This is a genomic window from Flexivirga sp., assembly GCF_035551235.1.
Taxonomy (GTDB): Bacteria; Actinomycetota; Actinomycetes; order Actinomycetales; family Dermatophilaceae; genus Flexivirga.
In genome coordinates, this window is sequence record NZ_DASZNO010000047.1 from 104883 (window position 1) to 130832 (window position 25950).

Annotated in this window: 23 protein-coding genes and 1 tRNA gene; 17 read left to right on the plus strand and 7 right to left on the minus strand. The window is 68.8% G+C overall.

Features of this window, described 5'->3' with window-relative positions:
• Nucleotides 1-13: 13 nt before the first annotated feature.
• On the minus strand, nt 14-2476 hold the full coding sequence (locus VG502_RS17090; RefSeq protein WP_325551283.1) for a glycosyltransferase: 2463 nt from the start codon (nt 2474-2476) through the stop codon (nt 14-16).
• A 394-nt stretch (nt 2477-2870) separates the two neighbouring features.
• On the opposite strand from VG502_RS17090, the gene manA reads away from it, so the two are divergent.
• The 7 genes from manA to fabF all read left to right on the plus strand — a co-directional run bounded on the left by manA (nt 2871) and on the right by fabF (nt 10739).
• Nucleotides 2871-4085 (plus strand): mannose-6-phosphate isomerase, class I, encoded by a 1215-nt coding sequence (gene manA, locus VG502_RS17095; RefSeq protein WP_325551284.1) that lies wholly within the window; start codon nt 2871-2873, stop codon nt 4083-4085.
• Complete coding sequence (locus VG502_RS17100; RefSeq protein ID WP_325551285.1) at nt 4082-5521, plus strand: phosphomannomutase/phosphoglucomutase; 1440 nt, start codon at nt 4082-4084, stop codon at nt 5519-5521. Before manA ends, VG502_RS17100 begins: the two co-directional genes overlap by 4 nt.
• Nucleotides 5522-5607: 86 nt before the next feature.
• Nucleotides 5608-6735 carry a PucR family transcriptional regulator gene (locus tag VG502_RS17105; RefSeq protein WP_325551286.1) on the plus strand — a complete coding sequence of 376 codons (1128 nt, stop codon included), beginning with the start codon at nt 5608-5610 and terminating at the stop codon, nt 6733-6735.
• A 112-nt stretch (nt 6736-6847) separates the two neighbouring features.
• A complete protein-coding gene (locus tag VG502_RS17110; protein ID WP_325551287.1) occupies nt 6848-7825 on the plus strand; it encodes an ACP S-malonyltransferase in 978 nt (325 codons plus the stop codon).
• A 3-nt stretch (nt 7826-7828) separates the two neighbouring features.
• Nucleotides 7829-8908, plus strand: coding sequence for a beta-ketoacyl-ACP synthase III (locus tag VG502_RS17115; RefSeq protein WP_325551288.1), 1080 nt, complete (start codon nt 7829-7831; stop codon nt 8906-8908).
• Nucleotides 8909-9021: 113 nt separating this feature from the next.
• Nucleotides 9022-9270, plus strand: a complete 249-nt coding sequence (locus VG502_RS17120) for an acyl carrier protein (RefSeq protein ID WP_325551289.1) — start codon at nt 9022-9024, stop codon at nt 9268-9270.
• Nucleotides 9271-9494: 224 nt separating this feature from the next.
• Nucleotides 9495-10739 (plus strand): beta-ketoacyl-ACP synthase II, encoded by a 1245-nt coding sequence (gene fabF / locus VG502_RS17125; RefSeq protein ID WP_325551290.1) that lies wholly within the window; start codon nt 9495-9497, stop codon nt 10737-10739.
• A gap of 105 nt (nt 10740-10844) precedes the next feature.
• Here the strand turns inward: fabF and VG502_RS17130 are convergent, their stop codons facing one another.
• Together VG502_RS17130 and VG502_RS17135 are read right to left on the minus strand one after the other, a co-directional pair.
• Nucleotides 10845-11534, minus strand: coding sequence for a GntR family transcriptional regulator (locus VG502_RS17130; protein ID WP_325551291.1), 690 nt, complete (start codon nt 11532-11534; stop codon nt 10845-10847).
• 57 nt (nt 11535-11591) lie between these two features.
• Nucleotides 11592-12107, minus strand: a complete 516-nt coding sequence (locus tag VG502_RS17135) for a DUF3145 domain-containing protein (protein ID WP_325551292.1) — start codon at nt 12105-12107, stop codon at nt 11592-11594.
• A 333-nt stretch (nt 12108-12440) separates the two neighbouring features.
• Here VG502_RS17135 and VG502_RS17140 point away from each other — a divergent pair, with 333 nt between their 5' ends.
• The 5 genes from VG502_RS17140 to VG502_RS17160 all read left to right on the plus strand — a co-directional run bounded on the left by VG502_RS17140 (nt 12441) and on the right by VG502_RS17160 (nt 17931).
• On the plus strand, nt 12441-13613 hold the full coding sequence (locus tag VG502_RS17140; RefSeq protein WP_325551293.1) for a sugar ABC transporter substrate-binding protein: 1173 nt from the start codon (nt 12441-12443) through the stop codon (nt 13611-13613).
• Between the two features lie 74 nt (nt 13614-13687).
• Nucleotides 13688-14473 (plus strand): ATP-binding cassette domain-containing protein, encoded by a 786-nt coding sequence (locus VG502_RS17145; protein ID WP_325551294.1) that lies wholly within the window; start codon nt 13688-13690, stop codon nt 14471-14473.
• Nucleotides 14470-15837, plus strand: coding sequence for a sugar ABC transporter permease (locus VG502_RS17150; protein WP_325551295.1), 1368 nt, complete (start codon nt 14470-14472; stop codon nt 15835-15837). Before VG502_RS17145 ends, VG502_RS17150 begins: the two co-directional genes overlap by 4 nt.
• Before the next feature lie 4 nt (nt 15838-15841).
• Nucleotides 15842-17065, plus strand: a complete 1224-nt coding sequence (locus tag VG502_RS17155; RefSeq protein ID WP_325551296.1) for an ROK family transcriptional regulator — start codon at nt 15842-15844, stop codon at nt 17063-17065.
• A gap of 32 nt (nt 17066-17097) precedes the next feature.
• Nucleotides 17098-17931: a hypothetical protein gene (locus VG502_RS17160; RefSeq protein WP_325551297.1), complete on the plus strand. Its 834-nt coding sequence runs from the start codon at nt 17098-17100 to the stop codon at nt 17929-17931.
• Between the two features lie 6 nt (nt 17932-17937).
• Here VG502_RS17160 and VG502_RS17165 read toward each other — a convergent pair whose 3' ends face one another.
• Nucleotides 17938-18459 (minus strand): YflT domain-containing protein, encoded by a 522-nt coding sequence (locus VG502_RS17165; protein ID WP_325551298.1) that lies wholly within the window; start codon nt 18457-18459, stop codon nt 17938-17940.
• Between the two features lie 59 nt (nt 18460-18518).
• The gene (locus tag VG502_RS17170) at nt 18519-19712 is read right to left on the minus strand and encodes a PucR family transcriptional regulator (protein ID WP_325551299.1); all 1194 of its coding nucleotides are present in this window, start codon (nt 19710-19712) and stop codon (nt 18519-18521) included.
• A 69-nt stretch (nt 19713-19781) separates the two neighbouring features.
• On the opposite strand from VG502_RS17170, the gene VG502_RS17175 reads away from it, so the two are divergent.
• Genes VG502_RS17175 through VG502_RS17185 form a run of 3 tightly spaced genes read left to right on the plus strand, consistent with a single transcriptional unit; the run spans nt 19782 to nt 23162 of the window.
• A complete protein-coding gene (locus tag VG502_RS17175; protein ID WP_325551300.1) occupies nt 19782-20891 on the plus strand; it encodes a ferredoxin reductase in 1110 nt (369 codons plus the stop codon).
• Nucleotides 20892-20950: 59 nt separating this feature from the next.
• On the plus strand, nt 20951-22150 hold the full coding sequence (locus tag VG502_RS17180; RefSeq protein ID WP_325551301.1) for a fatty acid desaturase family protein: 1200 nt from the start codon (nt 20951-20953) through the stop codon (nt 22148-22150).
• Nucleotides 22151-22166: 16 nt separating this feature from the next.
• Entirely contained in the window at nt 22167-23162 is a 996-nt protein-coding gene (locus tag VG502_RS17185; RefSeq protein ID WP_325551302.1) for a 2-dehydropantoate 2-reductase, read from the plus strand.
• Between the two features lie 7 nt (nt 23163-23169).
• Here VG502_RS17185 and VG502_RS17190 read toward each other — a convergent pair whose 3' ends face one another.
• Together VG502_RS17190 and VG502_RS17195 are read right to left on the minus strand one after the other, a co-directional pair.
• Nucleotides 23170-23931: an alpha/beta fold hydrolase gene (locus VG502_RS17190; protein WP_325551303.1), complete on the minus strand. Its 762-nt coding sequence runs from the start codon at nt 23929-23931 to the stop codon at nt 23170-23172.
• A gap of 34 nt (nt 23932-23965) precedes the next feature.
• A tRNA-Ile gene (locus VG502_RS17195) sits at nt 23966-24039 on the minus strand.
• A 165-nt stretch (nt 24040-24204) separates the two neighbouring features.
• Here VG502_RS17195 and VG502_RS17200 point away from each other — a divergent pair.
• Entirely contained in the window at nt 24205-24987 is a 783-nt protein-coding gene (locus tag VG502_RS17200) for an amino acid ABC transporter ATP-binding protein (protein WP_325551304.1), read from the plus strand.
• Nucleotides 24988-25068: 81 nt separating this feature from the next.
• Nucleotides 25069-25914, plus strand: coding sequence for a glutamate ABC transporter substrate-binding protein (locus VG502_RS17205; RefSeq protein ID WP_325551305.1), 846 nt, complete (start codon nt 25069-25071; stop codon nt 25912-25914).
• Nucleotides 25915-25950 lie beyond the last annotated feature (36 nt).

Below are 25950 nucleotides of genomic sequence, written 5' to 3' on the forward strand. Positions count from 1 at the left end.
GCTTTCCCTGCGCTCAGCAGTCCGTCAGGGCGGGGATGCGGTCGGCCCAGTCGAAGTCCGAGCTGACCAGTCGCCGTGCGCGCACCCGTTGCATCGCCTGGGTGAGGATGCGACGCTCCGCGGCACGCAGTTGCTCGTAGTCGGCACCGTCGATGACCAGCGCCGGCGCGAAGTATCGGAAGGGCGGGAACTGATAGGCGTCGTCGGTGTTGTCGATCAGCTCGTCGATGAGGGCATCGGGGCTGATCGCCTCGATTCCGGCGCGGCCGCGCTCGATGATGAAGAGTTCAGCGACCGCGACGGCGGCCTGCTGCCGGCACGGCACCAGTCGCTCCACCCCGTACTTCGGCGGTGGCACGATGAACTGGGTCAGCGCATTCAGGCACATGATCGGGACGTTCCACTCCCCCATGCGGCAGCCGATGCCGCGGCCCTGCTTGGAATGCAACCGGCTCTGCAGCCGTAGGCGTCGCCACTCGGCACGGGTCAGGTCACCGGCGTCGACGGCGCGCAGCGTGTGCTGGCTGATGGTCATCGGCTTGGGGAAACTCCAGGCGATCCCGTCGGCGCTGAGGATGGTCATGTCATCGGACAGGAAGCCACCGCCCCGCTCGCGCAACAAGCGCAGCACGGTGCCGGTCTTGCCGGTGTCGGTGCGTGCCGACAGCATCACCCCTTGCCCGTCGAGGTCCAGGCACGCCGAGTGCAACAGGACACGACCCCGTGCCACCAGCACGAACCGCAGCAGGGCTTCGACCACGTTGGTGTACAGCACGTGCGGGGACGCGACGAGCATCGGTCCCACGGTCACGGTGATGCGCGGTGACATCTCGATCATGAAGTCGGTGCCGAGGCGTGCCGTGTGCTCCTCGTAGGAGACCGCCGGAGCCGCGTACTGGGTGACCCGTGCCCGGGCCCGCGCTCGGGGACGGTCGAGGTAGCCACCGCGGATCTCGATGTCGAACGGGCCGGCCGCATCCGGGGCGGCGAAGCAGTCCAGCTCCGACAGCCGGCTGACCGAACCGATCGTGACCAGTCCGTGTATGTCGTAACGCCACTGCAGCTTCCCACGGGTGACGCGAACCGGCGGCGGGCCGGCGGGTCGCAGATCCACCACCAGGTCGGTCGGGCCGTTGCGGACGATCCGCGACGGTGCCGGATCGCGGCCCGCGACCGGGTCGCTGCCGGGCTCCTGAGGCGTGTCGGAGATCGGATTCTCATACGTGCGGTTGATGGTGGACATCGTTCTCCCTGTGGCGAATAGGAACAGATCGGAAATGAGGTACCGGACGGCGAAGGCGGCCAGAAGGGTCAGTGCGTTCGCGGTCAGGTAGTGGAGACCCGCGTGGTACGAGAGCCACGACAGCAGCGGCAGTCGCAACAGCAGGACGAGATTGTTGATCAGCACGAATCCGCCCAGCCGCAGCCAGAACGGTCGGGACTTGGGTCCACGGAAGACGAGGGTGTCGGTCAGGACGAAGTTCCACCCGGTCGACAGCTGCGTGGCCGTCGTCGCGGCCAGCAACAGCGGCGCACCGACGACCGTGACCATGACCCACAACGCGAGCGTGTTGACCACGATGCCGGTGGCGCCGACAGCGGCGAACCCGCTCAACGCCGCCAACCTGCTGCCGAGGCGGCCGCCGGCACGACCGGCGACACGGAGACCCGCGAGGCGACGCACGAACAACAGACCCTCGCGCCAGGTCGCCTTGGACTGCCCGCTGTTCCGCGGCGCGAAGCTGAACGGCACCTCGGCGATCCGCAGCCGGGGCGACCGGGCCACGATCTCCAGCAGGATCTTGAAGCCGCGCGGCTGCAGCCGGTTCAGCTCCAGCGACGACAGGCGCACGGCGAAGAATCCGCTCATCGGATCGGTGCATCCGGACATCCGCCGTGGGAAGGCGAGCTTGGTGAGCCGAGTTGCGCCCGCCGACACGGCGATTCGAGCCGAGTCGGCCAATCCGTCAGAGCTTGCACCGTCGAGGTACCTACTGGCCACCACCAGGTCGGCCTCCGCGGCAACGCCCTCGCGGACCAGGTCCGCGACGACCTCCGGCGGATGTTGCAGGTCACCGTCCATGACGACTGCCCACGTGGCGCCGGCCTCGACCGCCGCCGACAGCCCCGCCAGCACCGCCGAGCCGAGTCCGCCGGATCGCTCGCCGGGGTCGCGATGGATCAATCGCACCGGCATCGTCGCGGTCGCGGCGACCGCGCGGACCTGCTCGGGTGTGTCGTCGGTGCTGTCGTCCACGAAGATGACCTGCGCGGCCAGGTGCGCCAGTCCGCCGGTCAACCGATCCACCAGCGGTTCGACATTGGCGCTCTCGTTGCGGGTCGGAACGATCACGCACACGTCCGGCACGGTCCGGCGCGGGAGGTGCTGCGGTCCGGTTTCCGTCCGGCCGAGTGAGCCGGCTGTGGCAAGCCGATAGGACCACGCCTCCCGATCGCCTCCGAACCGATAGTTCATGTCGCCCTCCCACGTGCGTTCGACGCTGATGTCGCACCCCAGTGAGGCATCCGGCACCTGATCGCCGCGTGGCCACGCCGTGGGCGCGACCGTGACCGGTCGCTGCCCGTGGCGTTTCGTCAGCACGCCCTCCGCGGCGGCGTCCGGCCCACTGGTCGGAGGGACGCAGCAGCGAAATCACCGGTGCTGCGCTCGACCGCCCCGGAATGCGGCGTGGTCGTCGACTCGGCACTGCCCAGGGTGTGTTCACGCAACCGTCACCGGCTGGTCACGCCACGCACACGGAAACGTCGGTCGCCGGCCATGCGCGCAGCGCGGCGGCACCGGCAAGCTTTCGCGGCACCAGACCAGACGCTCGGGCGTGCTGGACATTGCCGGGAAGGGAGACCGCGTCATGTATCGGATTGCACCGCAGATCCGGAATTACCCCTGGGGGTCCCACAGCGTGCTGGCGCGGCTGACCGGCCGCCCGCACCCCACCGACGTACCGGAGGCGGAGCTGTGGATCGGCGCGCACCCGAACGCGTCGGCGACTGTGCTGCTCCCCGGCGTCGCCGCCGGCAGGACCCTGGACAGTGCGATCCGATCCGACCCGGTGGGTGTGCTCGGACCCGGCTGCGTGTCCCGCTTCGGGCCGCGGTTGCCGTTCCTGCTCAAGGTCCTGGCCGTCGAGGACGTCCTGTCGATCCAGTGCCACCCCAGCACCGCACAGGTCCGGACGGCACCCCCGGCGACCTATCCGGACCGGTGGGGCAAACCGGAAGCGATACTCGCGCTGACCCGCTTCGAGGTGTTCGCGGGGCTGCGTCCCTTCCAGCAGATCCAGGATCGGCTGACCCGGCTACGGGTTCCGCTGCTGACCCGGTTGATCCGGGAGTCGGCCACCGCCCCGGACCCGGTGCGGGCACTGCTGCGGGGACTGTTGCGGTTGCCGAACGCCGTGGGCCGGCAGGTGACCGCCGACGTGCTCGGCTCCTTGCGCCACGACGGCAGCGACCCGGCGACGTGTGCCGTGCGGCGGGCGGCGCTGCGGCATCCGGACAACATCGGCCTGGTCGTGCTGCTGATGATGCGCTACCGCGAGCTGACCCCTGGGACGTTGATGTACCTCTCGCCGGGTGTCATGCACACCTACGTGTCCGGGACGGCCGTCGAGATTCAGGCCAACAGCGACAACGTGGTCCGTGCCGCCCTGACCGCCAAGCCGACCAACGTCGCCGAACTGCTGCGCATCGTCGACACCGCGCGCCAACCGTCGGCACCGCCTCCGACCCGCAGCGGACGCACCCTGACGTGGCCGATCCGGTGGCAGACGCATTTCGCCCTGCACTACGTCGGCGGCGGAAGCACCGGGGTGATGCTTCCGGGGCACGGGAGCCCACGGGTCGCACTGGCTCTCGGGGCACCCGTCCGGCTGTCCGGCGGCGGCCATGACCTGCAACTGGCTCCGGGCCAGTGCTGTTTCCTGACGGCCACCGAACCCCCGGTCACCGCCGTCGGTCCGGGCGAGCTCTACGTCGCCCGACCCGCAGTCGCCAAGGCTCGTACAACGACCCGATCGGCCGATGTGATGACTGCGCTCCTCAGCACGACTGCGACACGGTCATGAGCGGGCAGCTGGCCGACCTGGTCAAGGCCTACGACGTGCGCGGCATCGTGGGTTCGCAACTGAACGCGGAGACCACGTATGCGCTGGGCGCCGCGTTCGCGCAGGTCATCGCGATCCCCGAACGCGCCGGCCGGGTCGTCGTCGGCCACGACATGCGCCCGAGTTCGCCGGTCCTGGCCGACGCATTCGCGGCCGGCGTCACGGCACACGGGGTCGGCGTCGACCTGATCGGCCTCTGCTCGACCGACGGGCTCTACTACGCGAGCGGGGCGCTGAACGCTCCCGGGGCGATGTTCACCGCCAGCCACAACCCCGCCGACTACAACGGCATCAAGGTATGCCGGGCAGGGGCCCGCCCCGTCAGCATCGACACCGGACTCGGCCGGATCCGTACCGTCGCGGAGGACTACCTCGACCACCCGACCGCGCAGCGCACGAGTACCGGCAGCACCGCCGTCCTCGACCTGCTCGACTCGTACGCCGCGTTCCTGCGACGGCTCGTCGACCTGTCGCGGATCCGTCCGCTGACCGTCGTGATCGATGCCGGGAACGGGATGAGCGGCCTGACCGCCCCTGCGGTGTTCGGCGCCATACCCGGCCTGTCCGCCGCGCCGATCCGGATCGTTCCGTTGTATTTCGAACTCGACGGAACCTTCCCCAACCACCCGGCGAACCCCTTGGATCCGGCGAACCTGCTCGATCTGCAGGCTGCCGTCGTCCGGGAGAACGCCGACCTCGGGCTGGCCTTCGACGGCGACGCGGACCGGTGCTTCGTCATCGACGAACGTGGAGTGCCGGTGTCACCCTCAGCGGTCACCGCCCTCATCGCCGCCCGGCACGTCGCCCGGGAGACAGCCTCGGGTACCCGCGCCGACCAGGTGCACGTGGTGCACAACCTGATCTGTTCGCGAGCCGTCCCCGAGTTGATCACCCGGCTCGGCGCCTGCCCCGTCCGAACCCGAGTCGGCCATTCCTTCATCAAGGCGGAAATGGCGCGCCGGGACGCCGTCTTCGGTGGCGAGCACTCCGGGCACTACTACTTCCGGGACTTCTGGTTCGCCGACACCGGGATGCTGGCCGCGCTGCACGTGATGGCCGCCCTCGGCAGTCAACCCGATCCACTGTCCCGTCTGGTGCAGCAGTACTCGCCGTACGCCGGCTCCGGCGAGATGAATTCACGGGTGAGCAATGCGGAGGAGGCCACCGAGCGCATCCGGTCCTGGGCGGATGAGATCCCGGGCGTCACGCAGGACGACCTCGATGGGCTGACCCTGCGCCATGACGCCCCGCCGATGTGGTGGCTGAACGTGCGCTCCAGCAACACCGAGCCGCTGCTGCGACTCAACGTCGAAGCGTGCGACCAAGCCACCATGCGCCGGATGCGAGACGCCGCGCTCGACCTCATCCGGCAAGGAGCTCCCGTCCCCAGCGCGTGAGTCGCCCGCCGCCATACCGATCGGTAGCCGGTGGGACCGCACCGGAACCGAAGCACACTGTGACGTCATACAAATAGAGTGTGGGTATGGCGACAACGACCGCCCGCCGGCTCGAGCGCAGCGCGGACCAGTTGTCCGCCGCGGCGATCGCCCGGCTGGAGAGCAGCTACGAGTGGTACCGGCTACTGCCCGCCGACGAGCGCTCCTGGGTCGGGCTGGTCGCGCAGGCGGGCATCAACGCATTCATCACCTGGTACCGCGACCCGCACGCCAGTCCCCCGATGCCGATCGACGTCTTCGCGACGGCGCCGCGTGAGCTGACCCGCTCGATCGCACTCCAGCAGACCCTGCAGATGGTGCGCACCGCGATCGACGTCGTGGAGGAGCACGTCCCGCAGCTCGCGGCGAAGGGGGACGAGCATCAGTTGCGCGAGGCGGTGCTCACCTACTCCCGCGAGATCGCCTTCGCGGCAGCTCACGTCTACGCGCAGGCCGCCGAGTCACGAGGTGCATGGGATGCGCGGCTGGAGGCGCTCGTGGTCGACGCCGTGCTGCGTGCCGAGGCGGACGAAGTTCTCAGTTCGCGGGTGGCGGCTCTCGGCTGGGACGAGGTTCGTGGCGTGATCGTGATCGCCGGCGCCGCTCCCCCGGGGCCCGGCACGGAAGCCCTGGATGCGTTGCGCCGCAACGCAATCCATGAAGGACTGGTCGCGCTGGGTTCCGTGCAACGCAACCTGCTCATCGCGATCCTCGGCGGTGTCGAGGATGGGCTGACCACGGCAGCCGGTTTCCAGCACCTGTGGGGTGAGGGCGCTGTGGTCGTCGGGCCGCTGGTCCCCCACCTGTATGCCGCGGGGCGCAGCGCCCGGGCCGCGCTGTCGGGCTTCGCCTCGGCGCCCGCCTGGCCCCGGGCACCGCGTCCGTGCCCGGCGAGCGAACTGCTGCCCGAACGCGCGCTGACCGGTGACACGCGTGCGCGCCGGGCGCTCGTCGACAAGGTGACCCGCCCGCTGCGCGACCGTGCGGCGCTGCGCGACACCGTTCCCGTCTACCTCGATCAGGGCAGTCTCGAGGCGACAGCGCGCGAGCTCTTCGTGCATCCCAACACCGTGCGCTACCGCCTGGGCCGGATCGCCGAACTGACCGGCTACGACCTGACGGACACGCGTGACGCGTTCACGGTGCGACTCGCGCTGGCGCTGTCGAGGGTATGACGTCAGACCTGCCGCCATACAGCCGAACTTGTAGGTTTCCTCCAAACGCGATCACGAAGCTTCGTCGGATTCGGTGACGACATTCCACGACGCGATCCGCCAGAGTGGGGGTGTGTTAGCGATCGTGTGCCCCGGACAGGGCTCCCAGTCCCCCGGCTTCCTCGAGTCCTGGATGGAGGCGCCCGGGTTCGCCGACCACGTGCGGGGCCTCTCGGAGGTCGCCGACACCGATCTCGTCGCGCACGGCACCACCTCCGACGCGGAGACGATCAAGGACACCGCCGTCGCGCAGCCGCTGATCGTCGCCGCCGGACTGGCCACTCTGCGGGTCCTGCTCGACGGTGCTCCGCTCACCGACAGCATCGGCGTCCTCGCCGGGCACTCGGTCGGTGAGATCACCGCCACCGCCGCCGCGGGCACCCTGAGCGAGACCGACGCGATGAGCTTCGTCCGCGAGCGCGGACGCGGTATGGCGCGCGCCGCCGCCACCACCCCCACCGGCATGGCCGCGGTGCTGGGTGGTGCCGAGGAGGACGTGCTCGCCGCACTGGAGTCGCACGGCCTCACCCCGGCCAACCGCAACGGCGCCGGCCAGATCGTCGCCGCCGGCACGCTGGAGCAACTGGCCGCGCTGCAGGAGACGCCGCCGGCGAAGGCCCGCGTCATACCGCTGCAGGTGGCCGGTGCCTTCCACACGCAGCACATGGCGCCCGCGGTCGAGGCACTGCGGACGCACGCCGCGTCGCTGACCACGCACGACCCGCAGGTGACGCTGCTGTCGAACAAGGACGGCGGTCCGGTCACCGCCGGCGCCGACGCGCTCGACCGGTTGGTCGCGCAGGTGGCCGGTCCGGTGCGCTGGGACACGACCATGACCACGATGCTCGACCTCGGCGTCACCGGCCTCATCGAGCTCTGCCCCGCCGGCACGCTCGTCGGGCTGGCCAAGCGCGGCATGCGCGGCGTCGCGAGCGTGGCAGTCAAGACGCCCGACGACCTCGACAAGGCACGAGAGCTGATCCGCGAGCACGCGGACGGTCCCCGGAGCACCGACACCACCGGCACGTCGAGCACATCTCAAGGGAGCTGATCCATGACCGTCCAGCCGAAGAACACCGGCACCATCACCGCAACCGACGGCAGCCGCTATTCGCGCATCCTCGGTGTCGGTGGCTACCGCCCCGAGCGCGTCGTCACCAACGAAGAGGTCTGCACCTGGATCGACTCCTCGGACCAGTGGATCCAGGAGCGGTCCGGCATCAAGTCCCGGCGGTTCGCCCGCGACGACGAGTCGGTCGTCGACATGGCCGAACAAGCCGCCCTGCCCGCGCTGGAGATGGCCGGCATCAAGGCCGACCAGGTCGACGCGATCGTCATGGCCACGATCAGCCACCCCTTCCAAACCCCTGCAGCCGCACCGCTGCTCGCGACCCGGCTCGGCACCGGCAACGTCCCGGCGTTCGACCTCTCGGCGGCGTGCGCGGGCTACTGCTACGCGATCTCCGTCGCCAGCGACATGGTGCGCGCGGGCAGCGCGGACAACGTTCTGGTCATCGGCGTCGAGAAGCTCTCGCAGTGGACCTACCGCCACGACCGCGGCACGTCGTTCATCCTCGCCGACGGCGCCGGCGCCGCGGTCGTCGGACCGTCCGATGTCCCGCGCATCGGCCCGACCGTCTGGGGCTCCGAGGGCGACAAGTGGTCGACGATCCAGCAGCGCGTCGGCTGGGACGAGATCCGCCGCATCTGGGAGCACGTCGAGGCGTCCGGCGAGGAGCCGGACTACAGCAAGTTCGAGGTCGCGAACATCGCCGAGGCGTCGACGATGCAGATGGCCGGACAGTCCGTCTTCCGCTGGGCGGTCTGGGGTATGGCGCCCATCGCGCAGCAGGCCCTCGACCGGGCGGGCATCACCGCCGACGACCTCGATGCATTCATCCCGCACCAGGCCAACATGCGGATCATCGATGCGATGATCAAGCAGCTGAAACTGCCCGCCGACATACCCGTCGCACGTGACATCGCCGAGACCGGCAACACCTCCGCCGCGTCGATCCCACTGGCCACCGAGCGCATGCTGCGCGAGGGCGAGGTGCCCCACGGCGGCCTGGCACTGGAGATCGGTTTCGGCGCCGGGCTGGTGTATGCCGCGCAGGTCGTCGAACTGCCCTAGCGGTAACCCCAGCACGCACTAGAGTCGATCGAAAACCTCCCGTGGCCCGGCGGGCAATCCGGGTCAGCCCGAAGGTGAATAACCACCGTCAGCAACGTAATAAGGAGCAGAACATGGCGCAGAGCGAGCAGGAGATCCTGCAGGGTCTTGCCGACATCGTCAACGAAGAGACCGGCGTCGACGCCGCCGACGTGCAGCTGGACAAGTCGTTCACCGAGGACCTCGACATCGACTCGCTGTCCATGATGACGATCGTCGTGAACGCCGAGGAGAAGTTCGGCGTGCGCATCCCCGACGACGACGTCAAGAACCTCGCGACCGTCGGCGACGCCGTCAAGTACATCCAGAACGCACAGGGCTGAGGGTTCGTACCTCACCCTCAGCCCTGTCTGTGCTCTCTCGGCCTCCGGCCGGGTGCTGAGGCTTCGTACCTCACCCTCAGCCCTGCCTGTGCTCTCTCGGCCTCCGGCCGGGTCCTGAGGGCTGAACAAAAGGACCAACGGCAGCGGCTGCATCCCGGTGCGGCCGCTGCCCGTCATACCCACCGATTCCGTCAGTCCACCCCGCCCTAGGAGCCTGAAGTTCCATGACCGCAGACAAGCGCGTCGTCATCACCGGCCTCGGCGCCACCACGCCGGTCGGTGGCACGGCCCCCACGACCTGGGAAGCCCTGCTCGCCGGCGAGTCCGGTGCCAAACCGTTGCCGCAGGAGTGGCTGGACCGGTACGAACTACCGGTCCACTTCGCCGCGAGCCTCAAGCAGGACCCGAGCGAGGTGCTCCCCAAGGTCGAGATCCGGCGGGCCGACCCGTTCGCCCAGTACGCCATGATCGCGGCGCGCGAGGCGTGGCAGGACGCCGGTGCGCCCGACGTCGAGCCCGAGCGACTGCTCGCGGCGATCGGCACCGGGATCGGCGGGGTGCACACCCTGCTCGCGCAGTACGACGTCCTCAACGAGAAGGGCCCCCGCCGGGTCTACCCGTTGACGGTCCCGATGCTGATGCCCAACGCCGCTTCCGGCAACGTCTCCCTGGAGTTCAAGGCGCGTGCCGGCGCGCACACCGCCGTCTCGGCGTGCGCCTCGGGCGCCGAGTCGATGGGTATGGCGGCCAGCATGATCCGCGAGGGCCGGGCCGACGTGGCGATCGCCGGCGGCAGCGAGGCCGCCATACACCCGCTGCCGATCGCCGGCTTCGCCGCGTCCCAGGCATTGTCCAAGCGCAACGACGACCCGCAGGGCGCGTCCCGGCCGTGGGCAACCGACCGGGACGGCTTCCTGCTCGGCGAGGGCGCCGGTGTCGTGGTGCTGGAGTCCTACGAGCACGCGACCGCACGCGGCGCGAAGATCTACGCCGAGTTCGCCGGACTCGGTATGTCGGCCGACGCCTACCACATCACCGCGGGTGACCCCGAGGGCACGGGCCAGGCCCGCGCCATGAACGAAGCCATCGACAACGCCGCCCTCAAACCGTCCGACATCGTCCACGTCAACGCGCACGCGACGTCGACCCCGATCGGTGACGCCGCGGAGATCGTCTCCATGAAGCGGGCGTTCGGCGACGCGATCGACGGCGTGTGCCTGACCGGGACCAAGTCGATGACCGGACACCTGCTGGGTGCCGCCGGCGCGATCGAGGCGGTCATCCTGGCGCAGACCCTGCACCACCGGATCGTTCCCCGGACGATCAACGTCACCGATGTGGACCCGGCGATCGATGTCGACCTGGTCCTCGACGAGAACCGCAAGCTGCCGGACGGCGACCTCGCCGCCCTCAGCAACGCCTTCGGTTTCGGCGGGCACAACATCGCGATCGCGATGAAGTCCGTCTGACCGAGCGGCGTACGACCGCATCGAGCGGCATACCCGATCACGCCGATCGGGTATGCCGCTCGATCGTTTCTTGTGCCGCTCGACCGCCCACCGCCGGACCGGTCTTCAGCGGCCGCGCGACCCGCTCGGCGACTCCGCGGCCGACAGGCTCTCCTGCAGGATCGCCGCCGTGTGCTCATAGTGGCTGCGCAGGGCGGCGGTGGCGTCCTTCGAGCGGCGCGCCAGGGCCGCCTCGAAGATGGCGCGGTGCTCCGCGGCCACATCCCGCTGCGGATCGCGCGGCTGGGACCAGCGGCGATAGAGCTCGGCGGCATCACGCAGCGTGACCGTCATCTCCAACAGTCGCGGCCGGCCGCAACCGGCCAGCAGGGCGGCGTGGAACTGCGCGTGCACGCGCTCCCACTCGTCGGACACGCGTGGCGGGCCGTCGGTGGTCACCACCGGTGTGCGCTCCAGCCGGTGGTGCGCCGCGACCATTGCGGTCTCCCAGTCCATGTCCCCATGCGCGATCGCCGCACGCAGCGCGATCGTCTCCAGGTCGATCCGGGTTGCCGTCAGGTCGGCAAGATCGGTCAGCGACAGCGGCATCACGCGGAAGCCGATCATCGGCTCGGCGACCACCAGGCCCTGCTGGCTCAGCCGCGTCAGGCACTCGCGGACCACGCTGGCGCTCGCGCCATACCGCTGGCCGAGGTCGGCGAACTTCAGCTTCTGGCCGGGTTCGTAGAGCCCGCCGAGGATGTCGGCGCGAATCCGCGCGTGCGTCTGATCGGCATTTGCGCGTTCGCGTGGCATGCGGCTCACTGTAACAAGCGAGCGCACATCTGCCGATGTTCGAATATCAGCGCAGGATCAGGAGACGCGGTGCAGCCAGCGCACCGACGCACCGTCACCGGCATACCGGAACGGTTCCAACTCCTGGTCCCACGCCGTGCCCAGCAACTCGGCCATCTCGGAGCGGAACAACTCCGGATCACCCTTGCTGGCGGCCAGCGCCGCGCGCAGGCGGTCCTCACCGACGACCGCGTCCCCCGACGCAGCGGTCCAGGTGTGGTGTATGCCGAGCGACGGCGTGTGCGACCAGCGCGATCCGTCACAACCGGGGCTCGGCTCCTCGGTGACCTCGTAGCGCACGTCCACCCACCCGCGCAGGGTGCTGGCGAGTTTGGCACCGGTGCCGGGCTCGCCCATCCAGGAGAGTTCGGTGCGTACCGTCCCGGGAGCGACGGGCTGCTTGATCCATTCGATCGGTGCTGCTGCGCCGAGCACGCTCTCGAGCGCCCAGCCGATGTGTGGGCACAGCGCTGCTGGGGTGGAATGAACGAACACCACCCCACGGGTGACAGCACGCGGGTTCGCGGCAGACATCCGGGCCTCCTGACAGTTGCGAGGGACGTCTTCCCCAACGACCTCGCGCGTGGCGGTCCGGCATACATGCCGTGTGTGTGCCATCTGTGGTTGTGGGGCCATTCTGCCTCATCCGTCACAAGAGCACCAGTCACCGTCCACCGGCGTCGCCACCTGCCGCACCGGCCTCAGATAACGGCCGGATCACGATCAGGATCACGCGCCCCGGATTCCGCAAATTGTGGCTCGGATCACGTTCGGATCGGATATGTTGCCGTGCACAACATATTCAAGTACTCCAGCGGCTCGGGTCCGATCAATCGGCTCCAGCGTTGATCGGAAAGGTGGAACACCATGCGCAAAGGTGCGCTCAGCACGGTGTGTGCAGTGGCGGGCATCGTCGCTCTGGCCGGCTGCGGAAGCAGCAGCAGCGGCGGCGGATCCAGCGCCAGCGCGGGCGGTGGCGGCGCGTCGTCGCCGGCCGCGGCGGCCAGCAGCAGCGGAAGTGGCGGATCGACAGCGGCGTCGGGAGCCAAGGTCGACGGCAAGGGCGCCAAGGTCGGCATCATCCTGCCGGACCGCCAGTCCTCGAACCGGTGGATCTCCTCCGACCCCGAGGCGCTGAAGGCCCGCTGCAAGACCGACAACCTCAAGTGCGACATCCAGAACGCCAACAACTCGGCGCAGCAGATGACGACCATCGCGACCAAGATGATGAACGACGGCGTGAAGGTCCTCGCGCTGGTCAACCTCGACTCGGCATCAGCCGCCCAGATCGAGAAGACCGCCAAGTCCAAGGGCATCTACACGATCGACTACGACCGCCTGACGCTCGGCGGGTCGGCCAGCCTCTACGTGTCGTTCGACAACGTGAAGGTCGGCACCCTGCAGGGCAAGACCCTGGTCAACTGCTCGCAGGTCAAGGGCAAGTCGGCCGTGAAGTATGTCGACCTCAACGGCGCCCAGACCGACAACAACGCGACCCTCTTCAAGCAGGGTTACGACGCCGTGCTGTCCAAGCAGAAGGGCTGGACGAAGGTCGGCGACCAGGCCGTGCCGGACTGGGACAACCAGAAGGCCGGGATCATCTTCACCTCCATGCTGCAGAAGAACCCGACGCTCAACGCCGTCATGGTCGCCAACGACGGTATGGCGGGATCGGTCGTCACGGCCCTTAAGAAGCAGGGCCTGTCGGGCAAGGTCGCGGTGTCCGGACAGGACGCCACCGTCGAGGGCCTACAGCGGATCATGGACGGCACGCAGTGCTTCACGATCTACAAGCCGTCCACCGAGGAGGCCTACCCGGTGGTCGACGCCGCCGCGCAGCTGGCGAACGGTCAGGCCCCGAAGACCACGAAGACGATCAAGGACACGAAGTCCGGCCGTAACGTTCCGGCGATCCTGGCCCCGCCGGTCGCCATCACCAAGGCCAACGTCGCCAAGCCGATCAACGACGGCTACACGCCCAAGGCGACGACCTGCAAGGGCGCCTACGCCGCCAAGTGCACGGCCGCGGGCGTCAAGTAAGCGTTCCGCTCGACACCACGAGGTGAGGGGCCGGCCGGATGCCGGCCGGCCCCTCACCGCGTATAGGGAGATACATGTCTGAACAACCGATCCTGCAGCTGCGCGGGGTCAACAAGAGTTTCGGCGCCGTGCACGTCCTGCACGACGTCGACTTCGCGGCATACGCCGGCAAGGTGACCGCGCTCGTCGGAGACAACGGCGCGGGGAAGTCGACGCTCGTCAAGTGCATCGGCGGCACCTACACCATCGACTCCGGCACGTATGAGTACGACGGCAAGCCCGAGCACGTGACCGCGCCACGCGACGCCGCTGCGCTGGGAGTCGAGATCGTCTATCAGGACCTCGCGCTCTGCGAGAACCTCGATGTCGTCCAGAACATGTTCCTCGGCCGTGAGCGGATGCGCGGGATCGTGCTGGACGAGGAGTCGATGGAGATCGCAGCCACCGACACCCTGAAATCGTTGTCGGTGCGCACCCTGAAGTCGGTCCGCCAGCGGGTGTCGAGCCTGTCCGGTGGCCAGCGGCAGACCGTCGCGATCGCCAAGGCCGCGCTGTGGAAGTCCAGGGTCGTCATCCTCGACGAGCCGACCGCCGCACTCGGCGTCGCACAGACCGCGCAGGTCCTGGACCTGGTGCGGCGACTCGCCGACCAGGGCACGGCCGTCATCCTCATCTCGCACAACATGCTCGACGTGCTGCAGGTGGCCGACAAGATCTCGGTCCTCTACCTCGGCCAGCTGGCCGCCACCGTCGACCGTGCCGACGTCAACCAGACCCAGGTGGTCGAACTGATCACCACCGGCCGCAGCGGCGACCTCGGCCTCCAGCCCGCCGCAACGACTTCCGGAGCCACCGCATGAGCCCCCACCTGAGCAAGACCGCCACGGCCGCCGAGGTCGATGCCGCGGTCGACGAAAACGCAGCCGCCGCAACGACTTTGCCCACGGGCAACGACATCCGCGCCTACCTGCACAACTACTGGCAGCGGATCCGCGGCGGCGACATGGGCTCGCTGCCCGCCGTCGCCGCACTGGTGGTCCTCTTCCTCGTCTTCTCGCTCGTGGAGGACGGGTTCCTGTCCAAGAGCAACTTCGCCAGCCTGATCACCCAGGCCGCGCCGGGCATCCTGCTCGCGATGGGCCTGGTCTTCGTCCTGCTCCTCGCGGAGATCGACCTGTCGGCGGGGACCACCTCCGGAGTCAGCGGCGCCGTGGTCGCCGTACTCCTGATCCACAACTGGTCGTGGCCGTTCGCCGTCCTGGTCGCGCTGATCGTCGGCGCGCTGATCGGTCTGCTGATCGGCTGGATGCGCACTTTCCTGCGCGTCCCGTCGTTCGTCTCGACGCTGGCACTGTTCCTCGGTCTGCAGGGAGTGGTGCAGATCGTGGTCAACAGCGCCAACACCCAGGGCAACCTGTCGCTGCAGAGCGACACCCTGGTGGCGCTCGAGAACAGCAACATGCCGCAGTGGGCGGGCTGGCTGATGGCGATCCTGGTCATCGTGGGCTACGCCGCGCAGAAGCTGCTCGCGGTCAACGCGCGCCGTCGCAAGGACCTGCCGACCGAACCCTTCCTGGTCACCGCGGCCAAGGTGGGCGGCATCGCGGTGCTCGCCATCGTCTTCACCATCGTCCTCAACCTCAACCGCTCCCCCAATGCAGCGGGCGGCACCAAGATCGTCGAGAAGAACGGCCAGTTGGTGACCGAGAAGGTCGCCGGTGCCTACCTCGGCGGCGTCCCGTGGGTCGTCCCGGTGATCCTCGTGCTCGTCGTGGTCCTCGGATTCGTCCTCGGCCGCACGCGATACGGGCGGCACATCTACGCCGTCGGTGGCAGCGACGAGGCGGCCCGCCGAGCCGGCATCCGCGTCGACTCGGTCCGCATCTCGGTCTTCGTCATCTGCTCGGTGCTGGCCGGCGTCTCGGGCATCGTGCTCGCGTCGCAGACCGCGGTGAACGCCTCGCAGGGCGGTGGCAACACCTTGCTGCTCGCGGTCGGTGCGGCCGTCGTCGGTGGCACCAGCCTCTTCGGCGGCAAGGGCAAGATCACCGACGCCGTCGTCGGTGGCTGCGTGGTCGCCGTGATCATCAACGGTATGGCGGACCTCCTGCAGGGCGCGAACAACTCGGCCTGGCAGTGGATCGTGACCGGTCTGGTGCTGCTGCTCGCCGCGACCGTGGACGCCGTCTCCCGACGTCGCGCGGGCGCAGCCGGGCTGGGCTGAGCTGATGCCACCGGGCGCTCGGTCCGCCGCGCGCCCCGAGCAGATCCGCCGGCACAACCTGTCGGTCGTGTTGCGCCACGTCCACCTCCACGGAGCCGTGTCCCGACCGGATCTGGCTCGGAGCACCGGACTGAACCGCAGCACGATCGGTGCCCTCGTGCGGGACCTCGTCGAGCTCGGCATGGTCACGCAGGCCACCCCGACACGCAGCCGGGACGGGGCCGGGCGACCGCCATACCTGGTGGTCCCCCGGCCCGAGTCGGTGCACGTCATCGCGGTGGACATCGACGTCGCCCGCGTCCAGGTCGCCGCCGTCGGCCTGTCCGGGGCGGTGGTGGGGAAGATCGAATGGCGCCTCGTCGGGTGTGACCGTACCGCGGTCAGCGTCGCCGACCGGGTCGCAGAGGCGGCCCAGGAACTCACCGCTGCCGCCGGCAGCGTGCGCGTCGGCGTGGGCGTGAGCCTTCCGGCCATGATCGACAACCCGCGCGGCATCGCGGTCTACGCACCGAACCTGCAATGGAGCAACGAGCCCGTCGGCGACCTGCTCCGGCTACGGCTCGACGACCACGTGGTGGTCAGCAACGACGCGGACCTGGCGGCCCTGGCCGAACACCGTCGCGGTGTCGCAGCCGGCTTCGCCGACCTGGTCTACGTGCTCGGCCGGGTCGGTGTCGGCGGCGGCGTCATCATCGGTGGCGAGCTGCTGCGCGGCAGCCGCGGGTATGCCGGGGAGATCGGCCACATGTCGGTGCAGGCGAACGGCCCGGTCTGCCATTGCGGCAACCGCGGCTGCCTCGAGGAGTATGTCGGCGAGGCCGCGATCCTGCGGGCCGCCCGGGCGGCGGGCATCGAGTCGCCGGAGCTCGACGTCCTCTTCGACCGTGCCGGCGCCGGCGACGAGGTGGCCGCCGAGGTCGTCGCATCGATCGGGCAGTGGCTCGGTCGGGGCCTGTCGAACATCTCGCACGTCCTCAACCCGCAGGCGATCGTCGCCGGCGGTCACCTGGCCGAAGTGATGCGGCTGGCCGAACCGTCGCTCCGCATCGGCCTGCAACGTGGCATGGTCACGATCGGCAGAGCACCGATCACGTTGCTACAAGGGCGGATTCGCGAGGCGTCGCTGGTCGGGGCGGCCGAGCTCGCCTACGAGCGGTTACTCGCAGCACCGGATCTGATGCCGTCACTTGTCCACAGCAGCCCTGCCGATTCGGCGCCGGGCGGTTAATCTGGAACCACGGCCGTGGGACGGGGAGAAAGATGGCTTGGATCCTGCACCTGTGCGCAGTGGGTGCGTTCATCACACTGCTGACCAGCGCCTTTCGGCGCGGCAGCGAAGCGAGACTGCGCACCATCGCGTGCTCGGCCATCATGGCCGGACTCGCCTTCACTCCGGCCGGCTGGGTGGTCAACCTCGGCATGCTCGTGCTGATGTTGTCCGGCACCGAGTTCCTCTACCGGCCCTACTACAAGGTGCGCGACGACCTGTGGACCGCGTTCGGTTGCCTCGCCGGAGTGGCGTTCGCCGGCGCGGTGGTCGGCCATTTCCCGTGGGTGTTCTTCCCACTGGCCTGCCTGGTCGGCCTCTGGGCACTCACCGGTGGCCCCGAGCGCAACCGCCGCAAGCACGCGCGGCACGTGCAGCGCAAGGCGTTCCACGAGGCCGCCGTCAGGGAGTCGTCCGTGCGCACCTCGCAATTCGAGCTGAACCGCCTCTTCAACGACCCGCGGCTGCCGCTCGCGACTCGCAAGAACCTGCACGAGCTGCTCCGTCGCGCCGACGCGCTCTACTTCGAGTTGCGCTCACACGGGGCGAGCGACCGGTTGCTCTTCGAGGTCGAGCAGATCCACGAGGACTTCGCACCGACCGCCGTCCGTGGCTACCTCGCATTGCCGCCGTCCGTGGCTGACACTCAACCGTTGCAGGACGGGAAGACCGGCGCGGTCCTCCTCGATGAACAGATCACGATCATGCACGGTGCCATCGACGACATCGCGGCCGAAGCGCGGACGCACGGCGCCGAGGGCCTGTTGTCCAGTTACCGCTTCCTGCAGGACAAGTTCGGCCACACCGACGACGAGCTCAAACTGTGAGGACCGTCAGGTAAGTGTCTGGCCACCGGGCATGTTGTCGAGCAGTTCGTGCGCCTTCATCGCGAACTTGTGCTCCACCAGCACCTCGTACTTCGTGGCGACCACCTGGGTGACCGACTGGAAGTCACGCTTGCCGCCGGTGAGGCTGTAGCCGATCGCGGCCCACACCGCCCCGAACACCGCACCGAAGATGACCGTCGAGATGACGACGCCGAGCACGTTCACGCCAGAGTCGAACATCGACAGGATCAGCCCGATGAACGCGCCGAACCACGCACCCGACAGCGCCCCTCCTGCCAGGACGCGCCCCCAGGTCAACCGGCCGACGACACGTTCGATCTGCTTCAGCTCGGTGCCGACGATCATGCAGTTCTCGACCGGGAACTCGTTGTCGGACAGGTAGTCGACGGCACGTTGCGCATCGGCGTAGTCGGTGAAAACACCCAGTGACATTGGGTATTCGAGGGACAGGCCACCACGCAGGCTGGCTCCCTGGCGACCGAAGCCGCCGCTCATCGGACTCGACATACATTCAGCCTAACGACGTGACCGCAGCGCGCGTAGTCGGTCACCGGCTGCGCGGGCCATCACGCGCTCGGCACCGACAAGCCGATGACGAGGTCGCGCACGACGTCGGGATCGGACAGCCGCTCGCCATACGCCTCCCGGATCTGCGCCATCCGGTAGCGGACGGTCTGCGGATGGACGTGCAGCTCCGCAGCGACGGCGTCCCGCCTGCCCTGGTGCAGCAGCCACGAACGCAACGTGTCGGCGAGCCGGTCGGCGGTGGCGGGCGGGAGGTCGGCGAGTGGCGCCAGCACCGCGGCGCGAAGATCCTTGTGCGCCAACGGATCCGCGCCGGTGACCAGGCGTGCGAGATGGTCGTCGGTGTCGACGGGCTCGCGGCGCGCGATCCGCAGGTCGTGGGCGCGCAGCGCCCGGCTGTATGACGCCGCGACGCCCAACCAGGGGCGAACCGGCCCGACATACGCGGGCCTGCCGGTGAGTACCCGGAGCAGGTGCCGGCGGCCCGGCCCGTCGGCATCCGGGACCAGCAGCACCGCCACCGGGGGCTCGCGGTCCGGCTCGTCCTCCGCGCGCAGGCACCCCGACCCGAGCTGAGCGGTGACGGCGCTGACCCGCTCGCCCGGCAACACAACCGCCGTCAGTGTCGTCGGTGGCGCCCACTCCGCGCGCTCGGCCAGTTTCAGCACGGTCTCCTCGGTCCGACCCTGCAGCAGCGCACCGGCAAGCCGCTCGCGCCGCCTTTCCCGCACCCGTCCCTCCACCGCCAGCTCCTCCGCGTGCCCGGCGACACTCGCTGCGGACAGGCTGTCGATGTAGGCGAAGACCAGCTCGGCGAAACGAGCCAGCGTGATCGCCTCGAGTCCGGCGGCGACAGCGACCTCGGACATGTCCTGCCAGGCGACGCGCGCACCGACCCGGTAGGCCCCGAGCAGCGCATCCATCGAGCGGCCACTGCGTGCCTCGCCCCGCCCGAGCGCATAGGCGCCGTGCACGGACGCCTGCATCGGCGTGCTCGGGTCGCCGCGCGGTCCGGCGGCGGCCAGACGCAGGAATCCGGCGAGCGCCAGCTGCACCGCCTGCTCGATCGTCTCCCGCATCTGGTCGGCGAGCGCTCCCGCGTAGCTGGGCACACTGTCGATGACAGCGCCGACGACGCGCTCACTCACCGCGGGCAGCATCTCGGTGAGCGTCGTGATGACCGGCTTCGGGATCTCGAGGCCGGCGTCGCCCGGCACGGATTGTTCGCTGCGCATAAATCAAGTATGCCGCCTCACCCGCACGGGGCAAGAATTTGATAGCCACCATGCACCAATCTGGTAGTCATGACAGCTTCAACGCACGTTCGGACCCCCTCCGACGCACCCGCACCGGGCCGCGGCGGATGGCGCACGCATGCCTTCCGACTCGTGAAGGCGGCCACCACGCCGCTGCTGCCCGAGGACTACGTCGACCTCTTCGACCCGCTGCGCTCGACCACAGTGCTGCGCGGGCGCGTCGAGTCGATCACGCACGAGACCGCCGATGCCGTGACGGTCGTGATCCGACCGGGTCGCGGCTGGCGCGGCCACCGCCCCGGTCAGTACACCCGGATCGGCGTCGATGTCGACGGTGTGCGGTTGTGGCGGGCCTACTCGATCACCTCCGGCCCGCGACAGGACGGCTGCATCGCGATCACCGTCAAGGCGATCAGCGGCGGTGCCGTCAGCACACACCTGGTCGGCTCACTGCACGTCGGGCAGGTGCTGCAGATGGAGCAGGCCGACGGCGAGTTCGTGCTCCCGGAAGTGCTGCCCGAGAAGATCCTGCTGCTCACCGGCGGCAGCGGCATCACCCCGGTGATGGGCATGCTGCGCCATACCCTCGATCGCCTGGACGACGTCGTGCTGCTGCACTCGGCGCCCCGACCGGAGGACGTCATCTTCGCGGCCGAGTTGCGAGCGCTGGCCACCGACGGCCGAATGTCGTTGCAGGAGAGGCACACCGACGTGCACGGCATGCTCGACACCGCGGCGCTGGACGACCTGGTGCCCGACTGGCGTGACCGCGAAACCTTCGCCTGCGGGCCGGCCGGCATGCTCGAAGCACTCGAAACCCACTGGAAGACAGCCGGTCTCGCGGACAGGCTGCACACCGAGCAGTTCCGCCCGGCACTGGCCGAACCCGGCGAGGGCGGCACCGTCCACCTCACCGGACTCGACAAGGACATCGAGTGTGACGGCGCCACGCCGATCCTCGACGCTGCTGAGGAAGCCGGCGTGCTCATGCCGTCCGGCTGCCGGATGGGCATCTGCTTCGGCTGCGTCCTTCCCCTGCGTGAGGGCTCCATCCGTGACCTGCGCACCGGCGAGACGACCACCGCCTCCCCCGGCGACGGCGTCCTCGTCCAGACCTGCATCTCCGCAGCGGCCGGCCGTTGCGACATCGACCTCTGACCACTCCACTCCGAACTCCCTCGAACTCTCCGCACTCCCTCCGAACCGAAGGAATCCCCATGACTGCCCTGCAGAAGAAGGAACACAACCCCGTCGCGCACCTCACCCGCGAGGACATCGAGTCCCTCGGTCGTGAGCTGGACGCCGTCCGCGCCGGCGTCATCGAGACGCGAGGCGCGAAGGACGCGGCCTACATCCGCAAGGTCATCAAGACCCAGCGGACCCTGGAGATGGGCTCGCGCGCCCTGCTGCTCGCGTCGCGGTGGAAGCCTGCGTTCGTCGCCGGCACCGTCGGGCTGACGGTCTCGAAAGTGTTGGAAAACATGGAGATCGGCCACAACGTCATGCACGGCCAGTGGGACTGGATGCGCGACCCGAAGATCCACTCCACCACCTGGGAGTGGGACAACGCCTCCCCCGCCGACCTGTGGAAGCACAGTCACAACGAGCTGCACCACACGTACACCAACGTGCTCGGCCGCGACAACGACCTCGGCTACGGCATCATGCGCGTCGACGAGGACCAGCCGTGGGTGCCGTTCTATCTCGGCCAGCCGGTCTGGAACTTCGTGAACGCCTGCTTCTTCGAGTACGGCATCGCGGCATACGACCTGGAGCTCGGCAAGTACTTCGCCGGACGCAAGGACAAGGACGTCTTCAAGCGCGACGCGAAGAAGGTCGTCAACAAGATCCGCGCGCAGGTCACCAAGGACTACGTGGTGCACCCGGCGCTCGCCCTGGCGACCGGCTCAGCCCGCCGCACCCTGCTGGCCAACTACATCGCCAACCTCGGCCGCAACCTGTGGACGCACTCGGTCATCATGTGCGGTCACTTCCCCGAGGGCGTCGAGACCTTCACCAAGACCTCCATCGCCGGTGAGGCGCGCGGCGACTGGTACCTGCGGCAGATGATCGGCTCGGCCAACATCCACGGCTCGACCGCGATGCACATCGCGACGGGCAACCTGTCCTACCAGATCGAGCACCACCTGTTCCCCGACCTGCCGAGCAACCGGTATGCCGAGATCGCGCCGCAGGTGCGCGACATCTGCGAGCGTTACGGCCTGCAGTACCTGTCCGGTTCGCTGCCGCGACAGGTGGGCTCGGCGTGGATGAAGGTGATTCGGCTCTCGCTGCCCAACCACCTGGCCGCGCGGCTGAAGCGACCCAGCCGTCGTACCCCGATCGAGCCGACCGCCCTGCCCTCGCGCACCCAGCCCGCGGACGGCGTCAGCGACGACACGTCGGCGGCCGCCTGACCCCTACGGTGTCGGTATGACGATCTGCATTGTCGGAGCCGGCAGCATCGGGTGCTACGTGGGCGGCCGGCTGGCCGCGAGCGGGACTCAGGTCACGCTCGTCGGCCGCGCCGCGATGCAGGACCGGGTCGGTCGCGGGATGCGTCTCGTCGACCTGAATGGTGAATCACTCGAGGTGACACCGGAATTCAGCACTGATCCGAGCGTCGCAAGTGCGGCAGACCTGGTGATCGTGACGGTGAAGTCCGGCGCCAACAAGCACGTCGCCGACCAGCTGCGTCCGGTGCTCACCGAGGGTGCTGTCGTGCTGAACCTGCAGAACGGCATCCATGGCGGGGCGGACCTGCGCGCGGGCCTGCCCGGCCACCGCGTGGTCACCGGCATGGTCGGTTTCAACGTGGTGCGCGATGGTGCGACGTTCCACCGGACGACCGCCGGCGACATCATGGCCGGCACCGACCCGATCTGGGCGACGTATGGCGAAGCGTTCGCTGCGGCCGGCCTACCGGTCGAGCAGCGCCCCGACATGGACGCCGTGCTGCGCGCGAAGCTGCTGCTCAACCTGAACAACGCGATCAACGCCCTGTCCGGGATGCCGCTGCGGGCCGAACTCGGCATCCGCGACTTCCGGCGCTGCCTGTCAATGGCTCAGCTGGAGGCCCTGCACGTGATGGGCCGCTCCGGGCCGGCACCGGCGAAGTTGACCGAGCTCTCCCCCGCGCTGATGGCACGGGCGCTGCGGGTGCCCGATCCGGTCTTCCGGCGCCTCGGGTCCAAGGTGCTCGCCATCGGTCCGACCGCCCGCTCCTCGATGGCGGACGATCTCGCCGCCGGCCGAGCGACCGAGGTCGACTGGATCAACGGTGCCGTGGTCGATCTCGCCGGCGAAGCCGGCATGAAGGCACCGGTGAATGCCCGCCTGGTGTCGCTGGTCCATGACGCGGAGCGCGCCATACATGCGGTGTGGGGTGGGCGCGAATTGCTGGCCGAGCTGCGTGCCGCCGGGGAGTGAGCAGAGCTCAGGTCTCGCGGATCAGTCCCGCGACCGCCCGTGGTCGCTGCTGCGGCAGCCCGTGCCCGGCCCACCGCACCGTTCGCATCGAGCCACCGGCCGCGTCGGCGAGCGCCCGGCACCATCGCGCGCTGACCACCCGATCACCCGCCCCGCGAGCGACGGTGACCGGAGCCCGTATGCCGGCAACGACCTCGTCGGCCGAGCGACCGAGTTCGTCACTGAAGCCGATCATCACCTTCGGTGAAGCCGTCACGTAGTCACGCGTCGCCTGGACCAGCGTGCGTGGCGCCTCCCGGAACACTCCGCGTGCCAGAGCCCACATGTGCTGCCGGAGATCGGGCCACCGCCCGTCGGGCGATGGCGACAGCATCACCAGCGACATGACGATGTCGGGACCGGCTGCCGCCAGCCGGGCGGCGATGATCGAACCCATCGAGTGCCCCACGACGTCGGCACGCTCGATTCCGTTGCTGCGCAACCACTTCAACAGATGTGACGCCTGCGCGTCGGCGTCCATCGAGTCCGCGAGCGCCTCACTGTCACCGCAGCCCGGCGGGTCGACGATCAGCACCCGGCGATCCGCCGGCAGCTGGGGCACCAGCCAGGAGTAGGCCCGGAAGGTCATCCCGAGACCGGGGATCAACACCAGCGGAATCCCTCCTGCCGCACGGCCGGGACGCTCGATCCAGCAGAGTTTCGAACCCGATACTTCCGAGGCCTCCGAGACGAACCCGTTCGGTATGCCGAGGCGCCGCATCCGTCCCATCCCTCCAGCATGCCGGAGCGCGGGAGTGATCAAGTGGGGCGACTGGGGCTTGAACCCAGGACCGACGGATTATGAGTCCGCTGCTCTAACCGGCTGAGCTATCGCCCCTTTGGTGCAGGCACATTCTGGCATCACGGCAGACGCGGCGCGCGGCGAGGTCGGCGCAGCCGCCGAGCGCGAGCGGAGCACGGATGACAACAGGCTGACAACGAAATTGCGCCCTACCCCAAAAATATGAAAATTCGCTGACCGCGGCTTGTAAGGTTCGTACCCATGACGGAGCAGGTGCCCACGGCGGCTGAGACGAACGTCGCGTCGGGCGAGCCGCTCGTGCGGATGGCGGGCGTCAACAAACATTTCGGTGACCTTCACGTGCTGCGCGACATCGACCTCGATGTCGCCAAGGGCGAGGTCGTCGTCGTGCTCGGCCCGTCCGGGTCGGGCAAGTCGACGCTGTGCCGCACGATCAACCGGCTCGAGACCTACGAGACCGGCACGATCACCATCGACGGCGAGCCGCTGCCCGAGGAGGGCGCCGAGCTGGCCAAGCTGCGCGCCGACGTCGGCATGGTCTTCCAGTCGTTCAATCTGTTCGCGCACAAGACGATCCTGCAGAACGTCACGCTGGGACCCATCAAGGTCCGCAAGATGGGCAAGGCCGACGCCGAGGCGCGCGCCATGGAGTTGCTCAAACGTGTGGGAGTCGAGGCGCAGGCGCAGAAGTACCCCGCCCAGCTCTCCGGTGGCCAGCAGCAGCGCGTGGCCATCGCCCGGTCGCTCGCCATGCGGCCCAAGGTGATGCTCTTCGACGAGCCGACCTCCGCGCTCGACCCCGAGATGATCAACGAGGTGCTCGACGTCATGGCCGGTCTTGCCAAGGACGGTATGACGATGATCGTCGTCACCCACGAGATGGGTTTCGCGCGCCGCGCCGCGGACCGCGTGGTCTTCATGGCCGATGGTCAGATCCTGGAGCAGCAGGCTCCCGAGGAGTTCTTCGCCAACCCGACCTCCGCGCGCGCCAAGGACTTCCTCTCCAAGATCCTCACTCACTGAGCCATCCGCCCGCCGACGCCCGATTCGGCCAATCGCCTTGTCACCCTTCACAACTCGTCAGTCCAACGGAGGAGAAATCTCATGAAGTACCGCGCGATCTGTGCCGCGACGGCAGCCGCCGCGCTCGGCCTGGGCCTCACCGCTTGCGGTGGCAGCTCGGGTGGTTCGAGCGCCAGCGACGCCGTCTGCAAACTGCCCGACTCCGGCCCGTCGGTGAAGATCGGCATCAAGTTCGACCAGCCGGGTCTCGGCCTGAAGGACGGCGACAAGTACACCGGGTTCGATGTCGACATCGCCCGTTGTGTCGCCGCCGAAATGGGCTACAGCAAGATCACCTTCGTCGAGTCCCCCTCCCCGCAGCGTGAGAAGATGCTCGCGGCCGGCACCGTGAAGATGATCGCCGCGACCTACTCGATCACCCCTGAGCGCCTGAAGGAGGTCGGCTTCGCCGGCCCGTACTTCGTGGCGGGGCAGTCGCTGCTGGTCGGCAAGGACTCCAAGATCACCAACGTCAAGGGCCTGTCCGGCAAGAAGGTCTGCTCGGTCACCGGCTCCACCTCGGTCGACAACCTGAAGAAGGAGCAGCCGAAGCTGGTGCCGCAGAAGTACGACACCTACTCGGCGTGCGCAGAAGCCCTGGCGTCCGGCTCCATCGACGCGATGACCACGGACGACGCGATCCTGGCCGGCTACTCCAACCAGGCGGCATACAAGGACAAGTTCAAGCTCGTCGGTGGCACGTTCAGCGAGGAGAACTACGGCATCGGCCTGAAGAAGGGTTCGCCCGACTGCAACAAGGTCGCCGCCGCCATCAAGAAGACGCTCGACAACGGCAACTGGAAGAAGGCTCTGGAGAACAACCTGGGGTCCGACTACAAGTACAACAAGAACCTCAACCCGCCGAAGTCGCCCAGCTGCAAGGCCTGAGTTCGTAGTCCGCGCAACGTAGTTCGGCCGGACCCG